The sequence below is a fragment of the Breznakia blatticola genome (genome assembly GCF_004365815.1).
Taxonomy (GTDB): Bacteria; Bacillota_I; Bacilli_A; order Erysipelotrichales; family Erysipelotrichaceae; genus Breznakia; species Breznakia blatticola.
Genome location: NZ_SODD01000006.1, coordinates 53,753 through 70,928, shown reverse-complemented (window position 1 = coordinate 70,928; position 17,176 = coordinate 53,753). Strand labels below are relative to the sequence as shown.

Genomic DNA, 17,176 nt, shown 5'->3' with positions numbered 1-17,176 from the left:
GAGGAGAAAGTGGTGTCGAGGTAGAAATGAAGCTTGTAGGGATTGGCTTCAATTTACGTAAGTACCATAATAAAAAACATGGGAAACCGAAAGACGATATTATATTGTCATAGTTTTCCACATTAGTTTAAAGAGTTTATACAAAAGTGAATCAAAAATCAGCCTAAAATGAAAATAGGCTTTTAATAATGTACACATGATTAAGAAAATGAGCAATATATGGAATAAACCAAGAAAAAAAGGAGCTGTGCTCCAGATTTGGCTAAATATGCCTATCTGTCACAGCCCCTTTTTTTGATGAAATAAAACTTTTAAAATATTACTTGATTATGATTTTTAATGGACTTAAGGTTAATGTAGGATATCCAAACAAACGAAAGGAGATTACAATGAATCAAAAATTTAAAGCATTAGAAGAACGAATTGTTAGTCAATATACAAATATCAAAGGTGTAGCGATTATGCATCAGGATACAAGTGTATATGAACACTATTTTCATGAAGGAAGTGCAAATGATTATTATCATATATATTCACTCACAAAATCTATTGTATCGATTTTGATAGGGATTGCCATTGATAAAGGATACATTAAAGATGAATATGTAAGAGTTGCAGATTACTTTCAAGACATTCCAAGAAATCGACGACTATCAGCATTTGATCAGCTCCGTATAGAGGATATTCTAAAAATGGAAACACCGTATGTATATGAAAATATTGAAGATGTATATGAACAGTATTTCATCAGTGATGATTGGGTTCGTTTTACTATTGAGATGGTAGGAATGCCTCAAGAAATCGGTAACTTTCAATATGCACTATTAATTGGACCAGATCTATTGAGTGCAATACTTACTAAAGCTACAGGTAAGTCAGTACTTGCATTTGCCAAGGATGAATTATTTGATCCACTGGGAATTCAAGTAAAAGAAGGGATTCATTTTGATAGCGTGGAAGCACAGATGAATTTTTATCAATCGACTGACATGAGTGGTTGGGTTCATGATGGACAGAATGTATATGCAGCTGGATGGGGATTAACCTTAAAACTTACAGATTTACTGAAAATTGGAGAACTTTGCATGCATCATGGTGTATATCACAATCAAAGAATTGTAAGTGCATCATGGCTAGAAAAAAGTACAAAACAACAAAGTTATGCAAAAAGTTTACAACTTGCTTATGGCTACTTGTGGTGGGTATTAGATGAGAATGAACGTATATATGCTGCCGTGGGTGATGGATCTAATTTGTTATATATTAATGAAAGTAAGCAGTTGATCGTTTGTATTACTGGAATGCTCACTGACCAAGCAAATGATGTGATTTCATTAGTCGTAAGTCAAATTGAACCACTGTTTACAAGATGATGTCATACACAGTGGAATAAATGTCATTAACGATTTCTAAAACATACAAAATATACCGTATAATATATGTATGATGAAATTGGAGAAAAATCAGAAAATCTTTCTTGTTCCATTATTGGTTTTTGTTGTTGTTGTCACGATTATTACATCGATTTCGTTTCGCGAAAGAGAGATGCTAGCAGAAGACTTTTATGTTCCTAATATCTTTATACAAGGTATTAATTATTTTGAAGAAGAACCACAAGTATATGAAGTCAGTGTACCTGAAGGTTATATGACGCATGGAACAATCAAAGCTAGAGCTAAAGCGCGTACTCTAACAAACAAAGAACTATCTACAAATCACAATAAATACTACAAAGGGGAAGTATTTGTCAGTGATGATTTGCAGTACGTATATGTTCAAGTGAAAAATGGAACATATGAACGTTTAGAAAGAGGAAAATAGATGCTAAAAACTGGCATCTTTTTCTTTTGTCTATGGTGTAATTTGACACAAAGTTAAGGGAAACTGTGTATAATAGTACTATGCCAAAAAAGAAGAAACATACATGGTTTGCTAAACTGATTACGCGCTTGCTGATCCTGTTAGTAATTGCAGGAGTTATTGCAGGCTATTTTGTTTTGGATTACTATCGTATCATTCCTAGAAAAGCATACGATGCAAGTGATTTCTATTTTGAAGAGATGTTAAGTGAAATTGATTATAATCACAATGGTATTGATGATTATAGTGATATTGTAGCTGGAGCAAAAGCGGACGCAAAAAAGCATCCAACGTATGTGGAAGCCTATTATACAAATGCATATCCACCTGATGATGAAGGAACGAATGGAGATGTTGTATGGCGTGCATTACAACATGCGGGATATGATTTAAAAGAATTGATGGATGCAGATATTAAGAAAAATCCATACCAATATCCTGATGCGGAAGATCCAAATATCAATTTTCGTTTAGTGAACAATCAAAGAAGATTCTTTGAGCGTCATATTACTAGAATCGATGCACCAATTGAAGAAATTGGGAGTTGGAATGCAGGGGATATCATTTTTTATAAAAATGGATCCGTTGCGATATTAAGCAATATTCGCAATAAAGATGGATATCCATATTTAATTCATAACGATGGTCAACCAGTACGTGAAGAAGATACATTTGAGCGCTATGCACAAAAGGGGATTGTTGGTCATTATCGTTGGGATATGAAAGGGGAGTAAACATGCAAGATTATCTTTATATTATTACGATTGCATCCATTGTAATTTTCCTAATTTCTTGGTTGTTTGATCGTCGGAAAATAACTAATGGATTTCTATTTAATGTTGCTATTGGTTTTAGTTGTATCAGTTTTGTATCCTTAGGAGGAGAATATACACTTCCTGTTTTCACATTTATTGGATCAGCAGGATTACTATTTATCTTTGCCTATTTAACCTTTGGTATTGTTGCCTTAATGATAGCAGCAATTATTAACGGTATCATTCTTATATTCAAAGAAGGACGAGGACTAATGAATTTGTTTGTTTTATTCTTTGGAATTGGAATTCTTGTTGCATTGATTTTTGCTTCAATTAATTTTAGGGACCACACAATGTCGCAAATTCAAGGTTCCATCATACTATATGGTTGGTTTGTAATATTTTATTTCCTAATTAACCTTGCAAACTACTTCATGTCTTCGTTATTATATTCAGTGTATAAACCTCGTTTAAACAAGGACTATATTATTGTCTTAGGGGCAGGATTAATCAATGGTGAAACACCAACTCCATTGCTTGCTCGGCGTATTGATAAGGCGATTACGCTATACTTCGCACATGTAAATAAAAAGAAGAATCGTAAGATTCCTAAACTTATTATGAGTGGTGGACAAGGTAGTGATGAAAAAGTAAGCGAAGCAGATGCGATGGCAACTTATGCAAGAGAACACGGTGTACCACGCGAAGATATCATAATTGAAAACAAAAGTAGAAATACCAAAGAAAATATGATGTATTCCAAAATGAAGATTGAAGAACGTAGTAAAGGTAAGTATGAAGTAGTTTTTGCAACAAGTAACTATCATGTTATGCGTTCAGGAATGCTTGCTCGAAAAGTAGGACTAAATGCTCAAGGAATTGGAAGTAGAACACCTTTCTACTTTTGGTTTGGTGCTTCTCTTCGTGAGTTTATGGCAATACTATACATGTACAAATGGGCACATATCGCAGTCTTAATACTGGGACTAATTGGTGTGATTGCCTTATATATTATTGAAATGCTTTTTGCATAATAAAGGAGTAATGATGAAAAAGATTGAGAGTTTTCAAGTAGACCATAGAAACTTAAATCGTGGTATTTATGTTTCAAGAAAAGATTATGTAGGTAATGAAGTACTTACTACATTTGATATTCGTATGACATTACCAAATCGTGAACCTGTAATGAATACAGCTGAGATTCATACACTAGAACACTTAGGGGCAACGTATTTACGTAATCATGAAACCTATGCAGACCAAACTGTTTATTTTGGTCCTATGGGATGTCGTACCGGTTTTTACCTTATTTTAAAGGGTGATTTAGAAAGTAAAGATATTGTTGAACTTATCACAGATCTATACACGTTCATGGCAAACTATGAAGGTGATATTCCTGGTGCTGACGATTATTCATGTGGAAACTATTTAGATTTAAACCTAGTTGCTGCAAAGTATTGGGCAAAACAATACTTGGTAGACACGTTAGCAAATCTAAGTGAAGAACACTTAGTATATCCAAAATAGAGAATGTATACATTTGTGTATCAATTTATATTTATGAATTAAGAAAAACCTACTTTATCCAAAATTTGGAAGACTAGGTTTTTTTGTTTAAATGTATATTGGTCATGTGTATTTCTAAACTTTACACTTATATTCAATCAACTGATAAATATTAGGTAAAGACTTTGAGTTTACTACTTTTAATCGTAGTGAAGTGAATTTACTTTCATCATTTTGAGCCTGTAATAATTCTTGTTTGAATGTTTCTGCGATATTTAGATCATAAACACCTTGAATGGTTTTTTTATTAAAGTGAAAGGCAACAAGAAAACAATCACTCATTGCTTGTCCCCAAAATATAGTTTTCTTTTTGTGAGTAGCTTTTGCAAGCCAACCCCCATCTTTGTAAAAACGCCATTCAAGATTTACATTAAAATCAGACAATTTCTCTGTTAATTCTTTATATGCTAGAAAACTGTCTTTCAGTACAATCTTAAGATTATCATCCGTTGGTTCTATGTTTTTGTCTTTTTTAAAATCAATCATTACATATCCTCGCTTGTTGTTTATTTTTTATTGGCAACCAATATTCAAGTATGGTTCGTTTTCCATCTATATATGTATGAACAGAAATATCTGGTCCGTTATCATATTCATATCCACTTGTAGGTAACCACTCATAAATGATACGATTTCCTATCCTTTGCGCTTCTTCTGCAGTTTTACCTTCATAAGAGAAAACTGCCCATGTATAAGATTCAACTGTATATTCTTCTAGTTGAGTATTAGTGGGATCATCTGTTTCAACTGCGATCATATATTTCCAATTTTCTGTATATGTATCCGGTATCATGACTTCTAATATATTCGATGAATCTCTATTTGCTAATTGCATTAGTGTTTGAATTGTGCCATCCTTTTCGCACTTTTCCCATATTTGTTTGACAGGTTCATCCATGCTTTTAAATTCACCATGAAGAGCAATAGATGATCCAATTACACGAAATGCTTTTTTGCTTTCGATTCTAAAATCTAAACTTTCTGTTCCTTGTATATTCATTTGAAAGGTTAGTGCAGGATATGATTTTTCACGCACTCCTTCATCTTTAACTAATGATGGTGCAATTCCATGAACACTTTGAAAGGCACGGTTAAATGCAGTTGGCGAGTTATATCCATATTTCAAAGCAATATCTATGATTTTCATATCTGTGTTTTTCAAATCAACTACTGCTAAAGACATTCTTCTACGACGAATATATTCGGATAGTGGAATTCCTGTCATATAAGCAAATATTCTTTGATAATGATATGTTGAACAACTTGCTACTTTAGCAATCTCTTTAGTATGTAAAGAATCAGTAATGTGCTCTTCAATATAGGCAATCGATGCATTCAAATTTTCTATCCACTCCATAAATGAACTCCTTTTTCTATATATCTAATTATAAACCGTTGCATACACTTTGTCCGCTCTTCTTGCATAATTATTAGAGAGCATATATACGATGTAAGATGAATGGCATGAGGTTGTTAATTACATTTATATAGTAGACTATAAGGTTTCATGTTTTTTAAAGTTGTTAGGGTTTTATGTGTATGATAGACTATCAACTATTTTTGTGACATTTGTCAGTAGCGTATGTGACATAAATTAGGTATGATTAATATAAGTTAAAACAAATAAAATAGGGGATAACATTATTAATGTAGGTGTGACTATGAAATATAAGAAAATCATAGCAAGTTTTGTGACTATCGCTGTATGTCTTACGATGATTGGATTTGTGTATGGGGAATATAAAAAACCTACAACACGAAACCTTGTTTTTGGTGTGAGCTATATGACGATGAATAATCCATTTTATGAAGTGATCAATAATGAAATGCGTAAAGTCATCGAACAAAATGGTGATGTTTTGATAACCCTTGATCCAGCACTACATGTAGATAAGCAAAAGGAACAAATTCAATATTTTATTGATGCAAAAGTAGATGGTATTTTTATTAACCCTGTAGATGCTGACTCAATTGATGAAGAACTGCTTGCAGCAAGTAAGGCAGGTATTGCAATTGTAGCAGTTGATGCACCTTTGTTGAATGAAGATGTTGTAGATGTAACCGTGGTATCTGATAATTATGATGCAGGTGTTCAATGTGCAAAAGATATGATGTCCAAAATGGAACATGCAAATATTATTTTGCTTAAACATACTGCTGCCCGTTCTGCAAAGGATCGTATTGATGGATTTCTAGCAACGATTGAAGGTCATGAGAATTATAAAATTATAAATGAAAGAGAATGTGAAGGACAACTAGAACGTACAATGCCAATGATGGACGAAATGCTAAAAGAAACTCCTGAGGTACAAGTCGTGATGGCATTAAATGATCCAAGTGCACTTGGTGCAATTGCAGCACTTGAAAGCAATCAAAGAAGTGATGTGAAAGTTTATGGAGTTGATGGAACACCAGATGTAAAATCATTATTAATGAGTAATGAAATGGTTTTAGGAACCGTGGCACAGTCTCCAATTACCTTAGGTAAAGCTGCAGCTGAACAAATGTATAACTGTTTACAACATAAAGAGGAAAAGTTAATTGTTGTTCCTGTAACTCTTATCACAAAGGATAACATTCATAACTTTGATGAAAAAGGGTGGCAATAATGAAACGTAATTATTTCACTTCACTATCGACCATACGTAATATCATGACAATTCTCAATTTTATTATTGTGTTATTTTATGCATCTACTTATTTGCTTGGCACAAAATACATCGTTGATAATCAGATGGCACGAGAGTTTTTAGACCGTATTACATACATTCCTAAAAATCCAGTTTTTCTATATTTTGGATCTTTGTTGTTGTATTTTGTTTTAATTGGGTTTATGTATACAAGAACCTATCATAAGAAGCAAAAGAAGAACCATGCATTATATAATATTGCACTAGTTGGTGTTAGTTTTTCTTTAATATACATGTTAAACATGGGATATAACGGAATCTTATTTTTAGTGTTCTGTGATTCGATATATCATATGAAAGATAAATTCTCTCGTGGTTTACTTGTATCACTTATCATCATATTCTTGTTTACCAATTATGATATTTCTTCTGTGTTTCTTAAGATGAGTTCGCCTTCTGCATATTTTGCGATTTATGAAGCAAATGTTAGAAGTGTATTGATGATTTTAAAAAATGTAATGGAAACATTTAACTTACTTTTATTTATAAGCTTTATCATTGTGTATATTGCAAATCAAATACAGGAAAATGAACGTATTGCGCATGAACTTGATATGATTCACCAAGTCAATCGTGAATTGACAAATTACTCACTTGCGATTGAGAAGGTCGGTGAAAATAATGAACGTAAACGCTTGGCACGTGAAATACATGATACGCTAGGTCATGCACTTACAGGTATTGCAGCAGGAATTGATGCGTGTATTGCAATGATTGATATCAATACAGAGCAAACAAAGAAGCAACTGCATATCGTTTCAAAGGTCGTTCGTCAAGGAATTGGAGATGTTCGTAATTCACTTAATAAACTAAGACCAGGAGCTTTAGAACATCAAAATCTAAAAGGTGCAATTGAGCAAATGATTGAAGAGGTTACAGGAGTATCACATTTGCAAGTAGATTTACACTACAATTTAGAAAATATCGATTTTGAAAAAGCTAAAGAAGATGTATTGTTTCGTATTATCCAGGAAAGTATTACCAATGCGATGCGTCATGGTGGTGCTACCAAGATAGATATTCATTTATATCAAAAAGAAAATTTTGTCTATATGGAAATGCAAGATAACGGAGTCGGTTGTAAAGAAATAAAATATGGATTTGGATTACGACAAATGATGGAACGTGTCGTTATCATTGGTGGAGAAATTCACTTTGATGGAGCAAATGGATTTCTTACAATAGTAAAAATCCCAATTCAGAAAGGAGAGCATTATGATTAAAGTACTCATCGCAGATGATCAGGAGTTAATTCGCGAATCACTTTCGATTGTTTTAAAAACACATGAAGACTTAGAAGTTATAGGAGTTGCCTGTGATGGATTGGATGTCTTAGAACAATTACAACATAAACAAGCAGACATTATTCTTATGGATATTCGTATGCCCAATATGGATGGTGTGGTTTGTACAAAAGAAGTGAAAACGTTATATCCTGATACAAAAATTATTATTCTTACAACCTTTGATGATGAGTTTGTTTTTAGTGCACTTGCATATGGAGCCAGCGGATATCTACTTAAAGGAGTCGGGATGGATGAACTCTATCATGCTATATGTACCGTGAATCAAGGTGGTGCAATGATCAATCCAGATATCGCAACAAAAGTATTTGGTGTGTTTTCTAAGATGTCAAAAAACAATTACACCATTCAAGTAGATGAAACATATACCAAAGATATTGCAAAACCGGAATGGAGAGTCATTCAACAAGTTGCATTTGGCTTATCAAATAAAGAAATTGCTGCAAAGCTATATTTATCTGAAGGAACTGTAAGGAATTATCTGAGTTCGATATTATCTAAGTTGAATCTTCGAGATCGCACACAACTTGCCATTTGGGCAGTTCAAAATGGACATACACTAAAGGATTTTGAAGATGAAGCGCAATAAAGTGAAGCTATTACTTGTATGTGCATTACTTGTTGGTGGGGTAATCTTTGGTGTTTATACATACAATCAACCAATCGTGATTCGCTTAGGTATATTTGCAGGAAGTAACTGGGATGTACCAAGTGGAAAAACATATGAAGTGATAGATGAAGCGATTGCTGCATTTGAAAAAGAAAATCCAAATGTGCAAATTGAATACGATAGTGGAGTTTTAAAAGAGGATTACTCTTTATGGTTATCGAATCAAATTGTACAAGGTAATGAACCGGACGTGTTTGTCGTATTAAATGAAGATTTTAATACGTTTAGTTCACTAGGTGTTCTTAAAAACTTGAATACTCTAGTGGAAGAAGATCAAAGTTTTGATACAGATAAATACTACAAGAGTGCACTAGATTTTGGTGTCTATCAAGATAAACAATATGCATTACCATTTGAGAGTAATCCAACATTAATGTTTGTGAATAAAACGCTATTGGAAAAGGAAGGTATAGCTATACCAAATAACGAATGGACGCTTGATGACTTGTATACAATTGCAAAACAGGTCACAAAAGATATAGATGGCGATGGAAACGTGGATCAGTATGGGTGTTATGACTATGATTGGTTAGATTCCATGTTTGCACATTCTGTAGAACTGTTTGATGAAGATGGACAAGAGTGTTACGTTGGCGAAGATCGTGTGAAAGAATCAATTATATATGCAAAGAAACTGATGGATTTGCATCAAGGAAATACTGTCACAGCTGAAGATTTTGATAAAGGGAAAGTTGCATTTTCACCGATGCAACTCTCACAATATCGAACGTATAAACCATATCCATGGCGCGTAAAAAAATATTCAAACTTTGAATGGGATTGTTTAAAAATGCCTTCTGTTGATGCAAACAGTGGCAATTCAGAAACATCTACGATGCTATTAGGAATGTCAACAAGAACAAATCATGAAGATGTTGCTTGGAAGTTTTTGAAGAAGTTATCATATGATGAAAATACACAACTTCATTTAATTAAAAACTCACAAGGAATTTCTCCACTTAGATCCGTGACAGAATCGAGTGAAACAATCGAAGCCATTCAAATTGAGAATGAAGAAGGAATGGTAAATTTAAGTATGTTAACGGATGTTATGGAGGATACAACTTCACATAGTCAATTTAAAAAGTATGAGTCTGCTCGAGCTCTTATTGATACAAGACTACAACAAATAATGATGAATAGTGAAGATATCGATATTGCACTTATTCGACTACAAAAGGAAATTAATAAATATTTAAAAGAATAGTATGGCGAAAAGCTATGCTATTTTTTTGTGACAAATGTCATTTCTAATTGTGAAAAATTCATATAAAAGTAGTGACAATGTGCAGATGGAATGAAAGGGCTTTCTTGCTAGAATGCAAGTGTAATAGAAATGAGGGACAAGATGAACTACTTGATTATGGTATCTCATGGGCAGTTTGCTAGTGGGTTAAAAAATGCATTAACAATGCTTGTTGGAGATAAAAAAGAGTGTCTAGCAATCGGGCTAGAGGATGGAAAAGGAATTGATGATTTTACCATATTAATGAAAGAAGCAATTTGTGATATTCATCCTGAAGATGCAGTTGTATTGGTTGGTGATTTAATTGGTGGCTCGCCATTAACAACAGCGATGAGCATATTAAGTGAACATGGATTGAGTCAAAATCTAGTTGTTATTGGTGGAATGAATTTGCCTTTAGTATTGACGACGGCATTGATGAAAGATACCTATCATGGACAAGAATTAGTTGATCAAGTTTTGCAAGAAGCAAGTGCAGGATTACGACAATTCTCATTTGTTGTAGATGAAGAAGAAGACATTTAGGAGGTAAAAAAGATGGCAGTTACATTTATTAGAGTAGATGACCGCATGATTCATGGTCAAACTTGTACACGTTGGGCTCTTGAATACCCATGTGATGGGTTGATTGCAGTTAATGACAAAGCAGCAAATAACGATATTTTAAAAGCAGCATATAAATCTGCGAGTGGAAAAAAGACATTTGTTTGGACAATGGAAGAATTTGAAAAGAAATGTCAAAAGGTATTGGAAAGCGATACAAAGTATTTCTTGATTTGTAAGGATCCAGTTGATATGAAACGAATCTTGGTAGATTTAGGTTTTCAACCAGGTATCAACAATGTAATTGTTGGACCATGTAATGATCGAGAAAATGCAGTTAAATTAGGAAATAATCAAAGTATTACACAAATAGAAGCGGACTGTTTAGAAGCAATAGAAAAAGCAGGATATGCAGTAGAGTTTTCGCTACTACCTGATGTATCTATTGGTGCATGGTCAAACTTTAAAAGTAAATTTGGTTATTAATAAAGAAAGAAAAGAGGGTTTAGAGTATGGAAATTAGTTGGTTACAAGCGGCTATACTTGGTTTATTTGCCTGTTTATCAAGTATGCCAGGACTAGGAGGAACATCTTTTGGTAACTACACACTAGGAAGACCATTAATTGGTGGTTTAGTATGTGGAGTTGTATTAGGAGATATTCAATCAGGAATTTTAGTTGGGATTGCGATGCAGTTGGTGTATATTGCACTCGTAACGCCAGGAGGGACAGTATCTGCAGATGTACGTGCAGTTAGTTACATTGGAATTCCACTAGCGATGATCGCATTAAAAAGTTATGGATTAGATGCAGCATCTTTAGATGGACAATCACTTGCAGCATCATTTGGAACCATGGTTGGAACATTAGGGACTGTATTATTCTATGGAACTGCAACCATTAACCTTGTATGGCAACATATTGGATGGAAGTCCGTTGAAGATGGGGATTTAAGCAAATTAAACATTGTAAACTATGTATTACCATGGATTTCTCATATCATTTGTTCATTCATTCCCGTATTAATTATGTGTAAAATGGGGGCACCAATGGTTGATTTAATTAAAGAATACTTACCAATGGATGGACTAGCAATGAAAACACTGTTTACAGTTGGATCTCTTTTACCTTGTGTTGGGATTGCAATTTTACTAAAACAAATTGTTGTTAAAGCATCAGATTTTGTAATGTTCTTCCTTGGGTTTACGTTAGCTGCTTCGTTAGGAATTAACTTGGTTTCAGCAACTGTAATTGCAGGAACATTTGCAATTATTAACTACCGCATCAAAATGGTGATGATTACCAAAAAAGCATCAGGAAGTATTGATGTAGATGATGAGGAGGATATTTAAATGAATAAGAAAATTTCAAAAAAGACACTAACAAAGTCATTTCATAAATGGTACTACGGTAACTTAACGTGTTTCTCACAAGAACATATGCAAACATTTGGATACTTATGTGCAATGTTACCAATTGTTGAAGAACTGTATGATACAAAAGAAGAACAATTAAAAGCGATTCATACGTATACTGCATTCTTTAATACAGAACCTCAATTAGGAGCAGTTATTGTTGGGATTACAGCTGGTTTAGAAGAAGCGCGTGCTGCAGGAACAGAGGATGTGGATGATGAAGCAATAAACGGTCTACGTGCAGGTCTTATGGGACCAATCGCAGGAATCGGAGATTCATTAGTAGTTGGAACTGTAATTCCAATCTTACTTGGTATTGCGATGGGGATGTCAACAGGTGGATCACCACTAGGTGCAATATTCTATATTATTGTTTGGAACTTATTTGCATATTTTGGTATGAGATTTATTTTCAATAAAGGATATGATTTAGGTGGAAAAGCAGTTGAATTCTTAGTTGGTGAAAAAGGTGAAGCGATTCGTGAATCTATCACAATGTTAGGAGCAATTGTTATTGGTGCTGTAGCAGCAAGTTGGGTATCTGTTAAAACTGCATTTACCATGACTGCAGCTGGAGCAGAAGAACCTTTCTTAGTGCTACAAGATACATTTGATAGTGTATATCCAGGATTCTTATCAGCTGGTGTGATTGTATTCTGTTGGTATTTACTAGCCAAGAAGAAAATATCACCATTAAAAGTGATGTTGTTATTGGTTGTTATTGCTTTTATTGGAGTACTTATCGGATTTTTCGATCCAAATTTACAATACTAAACGAAAAAGTGTTTTGTCTTTATGGCAGAACATTTTTATCTTCATAGAATATCAAGAACATTTATTCTATAATGAAGATATAACGAGGTGAAACATATGAAGAATTTTACGTATTATGTCCCAACGAAAATCCATTTTGGAGAAAATCAAGTTCAACACTTGCCTGAAGAAGTCGCAAGTGTTGGTAAACGCGTTCTACTTGTGTATGGTGGAGGTAGTATAAAAAAACTAGGACTGTATGACAAAGTCTATAATTTACTAGCTGACTGCACGATTGTGGAGTGTAATGGAATTGAACCAAACCCACGCATTGCATCTGTACGAAAAGGTGTAGAACTATGTAAAACACATAATATTGATGTAGTTCTTGCAGTCGGAGGAGGTAGTGTACTTGATGCATCAAAAGCAATTGCAGCAGGAGCTTGCTCTGATGAAGATGCATGGGAACTAATCTTAGATGCGAAAAAGATTAAAGCAGCTTTGCCTATTATTTCTGTACTTACATTAAGTGCAACAGGAAGTGAAATGGATCAAACAGCAGTTATCACAAATCCAGAGACAAAAAGTAAAAAAGGGTTTGCTAATGATTTACTATTTCCAAAAGTTAGCATTTGTGATCCAACATATACCTATACTGTAAATGCATTTCAAAGCGCATCAGGTGTAGCAGATATCATGTCACATATCATGGAAACATTTTTCCATCATGAAGCTGGATGTGATATTTCTGACCAAGTAGCGATTGATTTGTTGAAGACATGTGTAAAGTATGGTCCAGTATTACTAGATGAACCGAATCATTATGAAGCACGTGCAAATATTATGTGGGCATCAACATGGGCAATCAATGGATTTTTAGTATCAGGTCCAGGGAAGAACTGGAGCTGTCATGCAATGCAACATATTTTAAGTGCATACTATGATGTAACACATGGTGCAACACTCGCATTATTAGAACCAGCTTGGTTATCTTATATATTGAATGATACGAACAAAGATCGTATTGCACGCTTTGCAAGAGAAGTATTTAATGTTGAAGAAGAAAACACGTATAAGTGTGCGCAAAAAGGAATTCAAAAGTTATATGAATTTTTCACTGTTACAATGAAACTACCAAAGAATTTTGCAGAATTAGGTATTCCAAATGATGCAAATTTTAAAGAACTTGCTGAAGAGTGTGTTAAGTCACGTCCAGGTGGTAAAATCGGTGGATACGAAACACTAGAAGCAAATGATGTGTTTGAAATTTATAAGCGTTGTTTCTAAACAAAAAATGGAATAAATGTCAAGGCTATGTATGTAAAAATGCATAGCCTTTTATACGTATGAATGGTAAGTACTTATAGTAGTTATTTGGTTAAGTTTTCGTTATAATTTATACACTGTTTTGTGCAATCTATTTGTATGGAACACTATTTTGTGTATGTGTGTTTTTGGAAAGAGGAGAAAATGATGAGAAAACTAAAAACATACCTTTATGCGGTTTTAATTGTTGTGATTGTTTCGATATCGATAGTGCCAGTACAAGGGACTTTAAAAAAACAAACAATTACTTCAAATCGAGAACCTGCTGTTCAAAACAATCAAATAGCTTATGATAAGGAATATGAGCTAGGAAGTGCAACTGAGTTTATGGAATTGCAAGATATTATCAATGATGCAGTTGTTAATGACTACACATCTATTAAAGTAAATGTAATTGATCAAACTGCAATGATGACCAAGATGGTGAATATTAACAGTTCAAAATTAAAGCATGTGGTTATTGATACTACAAACTTTGCAATGATCATTCAAAACGAACTTCATGTTAAAGGAGATGTTGTATTTGACTATGAGGGAGAACATGGAGTAAGTGTACACTTGCTAGAAGGTTTTCAAACGGCTGTAAATATCAGTAATTCTGCTAAAGTACGTCTTTTGCATGTGCAAGGAAATGAAAACTACATACAAGCGAAACCCATTCAATTTGGAGTTCAACTATATGATGATGCGCAAGCAACCATAGAAGGGGATATTTCATTCTTTTGGAATGCTGTATATTTTACTGATAATACAAATACAACATATCTTGAAGTAAAAGGTAGCATTCATGACTGTAACTATGGTATTAATGCTACAGATAATGTACCAGGAGAAAGAGCTCGAGTTTTAGTTCATGGAGATGTTTCGAGTGAAGCTTTTGTTTTTGACTTTAGATGCTCTTTTGATGTAGAAATACTTGGTGAAGCAAAAGTTAATTCTGGAACACTTATGAGTGTATATGGTGATGATATTGATATCAGAATAAAAGCAAAACAGCTATATAGTGTAAATGATACCGAGCGTATTCGTTTTAATGGAAACAATATTACACTAGATTTAGACTTAGAAATGTATACTAAGAGTAGATTCGAAATAGAGTTTGAAGATGAAAGTCATTTGGTACTATATGGAGATTTTATTGGAAGCAAAGCTGGTTCATTAATTGAAGTAGAAGGTGAAGGAAGCTTAACCTATGCTGGAACAATGATAAATCAAAAAGGGAGTACACTAAAAGCAAATGGTGTTGATGTAATACTTGAAGATGAAAGTGTCCTAGTTGGTATAGGAAATACACAAGAAGATATAATTCAAGCGAAAGGTGTTACAAACAATGGTGTTATTGTTGCTGTAGATGAAGAATACAAAAGTGAAAAAACTGAGAATTCCCAAGATGGAGTGACAGTATTTGGAACAAATGCAAAAGATGTTGTATGGAAAAAACAAGCAGATGGAAGTATGTGGTTAACATATAAAGATGTTCCATTGATGAAAGAAAAAGAAGTAAATCCACAAAATATCGGAGAATTTAGTATAGGATTAGGTGATGAATATGAATATCATTCGATTCAAGAAGTGCTTGAAGCTACAAAGTCACTAAATTACACAGATACGATTATTAAAGTATGTAGCCCAAACATGGTGGAACAAGAACAAATTGTATTGAGTAGTGAGGAATCGACTCATCCGTATCTAGGCTATCAAACGAATGTGAGCATTGATACTTCAAAATACAAGTATGAATTGCATAACATTTTACATGTTTATGATGAATTTCGTTTTACATATACAGGTGATCATGGAGTTGACTTAAAGTATAAAAACAATAAAGATTTTAATCATGTACTTGCGACAGGAAATGCGTATATTGAAGTGAATCATATCGATAGTCAAATCTTCGATGATGGACAAAATGTATTTGCTGTTGCAATCACAGCAAATCAAAAAGCAAATGTAGTTGTTAATGGATCAGTTTCAAATGCGACAGTTGGTTGTTATATTCAAGATGAAGCACAGTTAGATATTTTGGGTAATCTTGATGCAATAGAAACAGCTCTTTATATTGTTAATGATCATACTCAAAAGACACCAAGTGCATATCTACATGGTAATATCACAGCAGGTGATCTTGGCGTATTTGCTAATGGAAATGTGAATGTAGAAGTTGGTGGAATCATATACACAAGCGGACGCAGTGCACTCGAACTTGCTGGAGAGAACATTAATGCTTATGTTTCTGTTGGTGGTATTGAAAGAGAAATAACAAGTGAGAATGAAGACAATGCAGATATTCATGTGTATGATTTCATTGATAATACGAATGTAAATTTAGATATTAAAAATACAATTGAGAAACCAATTACAATTTTGATTGATGGCGATGCGAAACTTAATGCGGTAGGACAATGGTTTGGGCAAACAACTGCTTCTTTAGTAGAAGTTGATGGAGAAGGTGAGTTAATTGTAGATGGAGGAATTATTAATACGTTAGGAACTGCACTTTTTGCAAGTGACACTGCATCTATCAAAATCGCAAAAGATGGCTATCTTATTGGAAAAGGAAGTACACAAGAAGATGTTATTGATTGTCTAGATGCACAATTACAAAATGAAGGAACCATTATTGCATGGAATGGAAATACAGAAAACCTTAAACATGCAACAAGTATAGGCTTAACAGTATTTGGAAAGCATGCTAAGAAAGTGACATGGTTTGTTGATGAAGGTGAAAACATTCATCTAGCACTTGATGGACAGCCAATTCTTTTAGTGAAAGAAGGAGAACTTGTAGTTGAACAACCTTCAGATAAGCCAAAAGATCCTAATGTTGATAAACCAATAAATCCAAATGGTGAAAATCAAACAGATTCAAACGTTAAAAATCCAACGGAATCTAATGTTGTGATTACAGGTACTTCACCAGAAACTGGTGATACAACAAATGCAGTATATTGGGTTAACTTGATTGTAGTTGCTAGTGCGCTCATCTTATTTATTCTAAAGAAGAACAACACAATAAAATCTAATTAACTATGAGTGTTTAGAAGTTAC

At 33.6% G+C, this 17,176-nt stretch carries 17 protein-coding genes; 15 read left to right on the top strand and 2 right to left on the bottom strand.

Translation table 11 applies throughout. The features are described from left to right. Positions 1–389 precede the first annotated feature (389 nt). From EDD63_RS03130 to EDD63_RS03110, 5 genes are all read left to right on the top strand, one after another. Positions 390–1,373: a serine hydrolase domain-containing protein gene (locus tag EDD63_RS03130; RefSeq protein ID WP_166667527.1), complete on the top strand. Its 984-nt coding sequence runs from the start codon at positions 390–392 to the stop codon at positions 1,371–1,373. Positions 1,374–1,443: 70 nt separating this feature from the next. Further along, entirely contained in the window at positions 1,444–1,821 is a 378-nt protein-coding gene (locus EDD63_RS03125; protein ID WP_134168402.1) for a hypothetical protein, read from the top strand. Positions 1,822–1,901: 80 nt separating this feature from the next. Continuing rightward, positions 1,902–2,594 carry a DUF1287 domain-containing protein gene (locus EDD63_RS03120; protein ID WP_134168400.1) on the top strand — a complete coding sequence of 231 codons (693 nt, stop codon included), beginning with the start codon at positions 1,902–1,904 and terminating at the stop codon, positions 2,592–2,594. Between the two features lie 2 nt (positions 2,595–2,596). Further along, complete coding sequence (locus EDD63_RS03115) at positions 2,597–3,649, top strand: YdcF family protein (protein WP_134168398.1); 1,053 nt, start codon at positions 2,597–2,599, stop codon at positions 3,647–3,649. A 13-nt stretch (positions 3,650–3,662) separates the two neighbouring features. Beyond that, on the top strand, positions 3,663–4,142 hold the full coding sequence (locus EDD63_RS03110) for an S-ribosylhomocysteine lyase (protein WP_134168396.1): 480 nt from the start codon (positions 3,663–3,665) through the stop codon (positions 4,140–4,142). 114 nt (positions 4,143–4,256) lie between these two features. Here the strand turns inward: EDD63_RS03110 and EDD63_RS03105 are convergent, their stop codons facing one another. Both EDD63_RS03105 and EDD63_RS03100 read right to left on the bottom strand, forming a co-directional pair. After that, positions 4,257–4,667: a DUF3788 family protein gene (locus EDD63_RS03105; RefSeq protein ID WP_134168394.1), complete on the bottom strand. Its 411-nt coding sequence runs from the start codon at positions 4,665–4,667 to the stop codon at positions 4,257–4,259. Further along, positions 4,660–5,538, bottom strand: coding sequence for an AraC family transcriptional regulator (locus EDD63_RS03100; RefSeq protein ID WP_134168392.1), 879 nt, complete (start codon positions 5,536–5,538; stop codon positions 4,660–4,662). Before EDD63_RS03100 ends, EDD63_RS03105 begins: the two co-directional genes overlap by 8 nt. Before the next feature lie 304 nt (positions 5,539–5,842). Here EDD63_RS03100 and EDD63_RS03095 point away from each other — a divergent pair, with 304 nt between their 5' ends. The 10 genes from EDD63_RS03095 (at position 5,843) to EDD63_RS03050 (ending at position 17,155) form a co-directional block, all read left to right on the top strand. Continuing rightward, positions 5,843–6,790 (top strand): sugar ABC transporter substrate-binding protein, encoded by a 948-nt coding sequence (locus EDD63_RS03095; protein ID WP_134168390.1) that lies wholly within the window; start codon positions 5,843–5,845, stop codon positions 6,788–6,790. Next, complete coding sequence (locus tag EDD63_RS03090; protein WP_134168388.1) at positions 6,790–8,094, top strand: sensor histidine kinase; 1,305 nt, start codon at positions 6,790–6,792, stop codon at positions 8,092–8,094. The genes EDD63_RS03095 and EDD63_RS03090 overlap by 1 nt, the downstream gene beginning before the upstream one ends. Beyond that, positions 8,087–8,764 (top strand): response regulator transcription factor, encoded by a 678-nt coding sequence (locus tag EDD63_RS03085; protein ID WP_134168386.1) that lies wholly within the window; start codon positions 8,087–8,089, stop codon positions 8,762–8,764. Before EDD63_RS03090 ends, EDD63_RS03085 begins: the two co-directional genes overlap by 8 nt. Continuing rightward, complete coding sequence (locus tag EDD63_RS03080; protein WP_134168384.1) at positions 8,751–10,052, top strand: ABC transporter substrate-binding protein; 1,302 nt, start codon at positions 8,751–8,753, stop codon at positions 10,050–10,052. Before EDD63_RS03085 ends, EDD63_RS03080 begins: the two co-directional genes overlap by 14 nt. A 141-nt stretch (positions 10,053–10,193) precedes the next feature. Next, a complete protein-coding gene (locus EDD63_RS03075; protein WP_134168382.1) occupies positions 10,194–10,616 on the top strand; it encodes a PTS sugar transporter subunit IIA in 423 nt (140 codons plus the stop codon). A gap of 12 nt (positions 10,617–10,628) precedes the next feature. Further along, complete coding sequence (locus tag EDD63_RS03070) at positions 10,629–11,120, top strand: PTS sugar transporter subunit IIB (RefSeq protein WP_134168380.1); 492 nt, start codon at positions 10,629–10,631, stop codon at positions 11,118–11,120. Positions 11,121–11,146: 26 nt separating this feature from the next. After that, complete coding sequence (locus EDD63_RS03065; protein ID WP_134168378.1) at positions 11,147–11,986, top strand: PTS mannose/fructose/sorbose/N-acetylgalactosamine transporter subunit IIC; 840 nt, start codon at positions 11,147–11,149, stop codon at positions 11,984–11,986. Beyond that, positions 11,987–12,823, top strand: coding sequence for a PTS system mannose/fructose/sorbose family transporter subunit IID (locus EDD63_RS03060; protein WP_134168376.1), 837 nt, complete (start codon positions 11,987–11,989; stop codon positions 12,821–12,823). Positions 12,824–12,919: 96 nt separating this feature from the next. Further along, complete coding sequence (locus tag EDD63_RS03055; RefSeq protein WP_134168374.1) at positions 12,920–14,089, top strand: iron-containing alcohol dehydrogenase; 1,170 nt, start codon at positions 12,920–12,922, stop codon at positions 14,087–14,089. Positions 14,090–14,275: 186 nt separating this feature from the next. After that, complete coding sequence (locus EDD63_RS03050) at positions 14,276–17,155, top strand: hypothetical protein (RefSeq protein ID WP_134168372.1); 2,880 nt, start codon at positions 14,276–14,278, stop codon at positions 17,153–17,155. Positions 17,156–17,176: the final 21 nt, after the last annotated feature.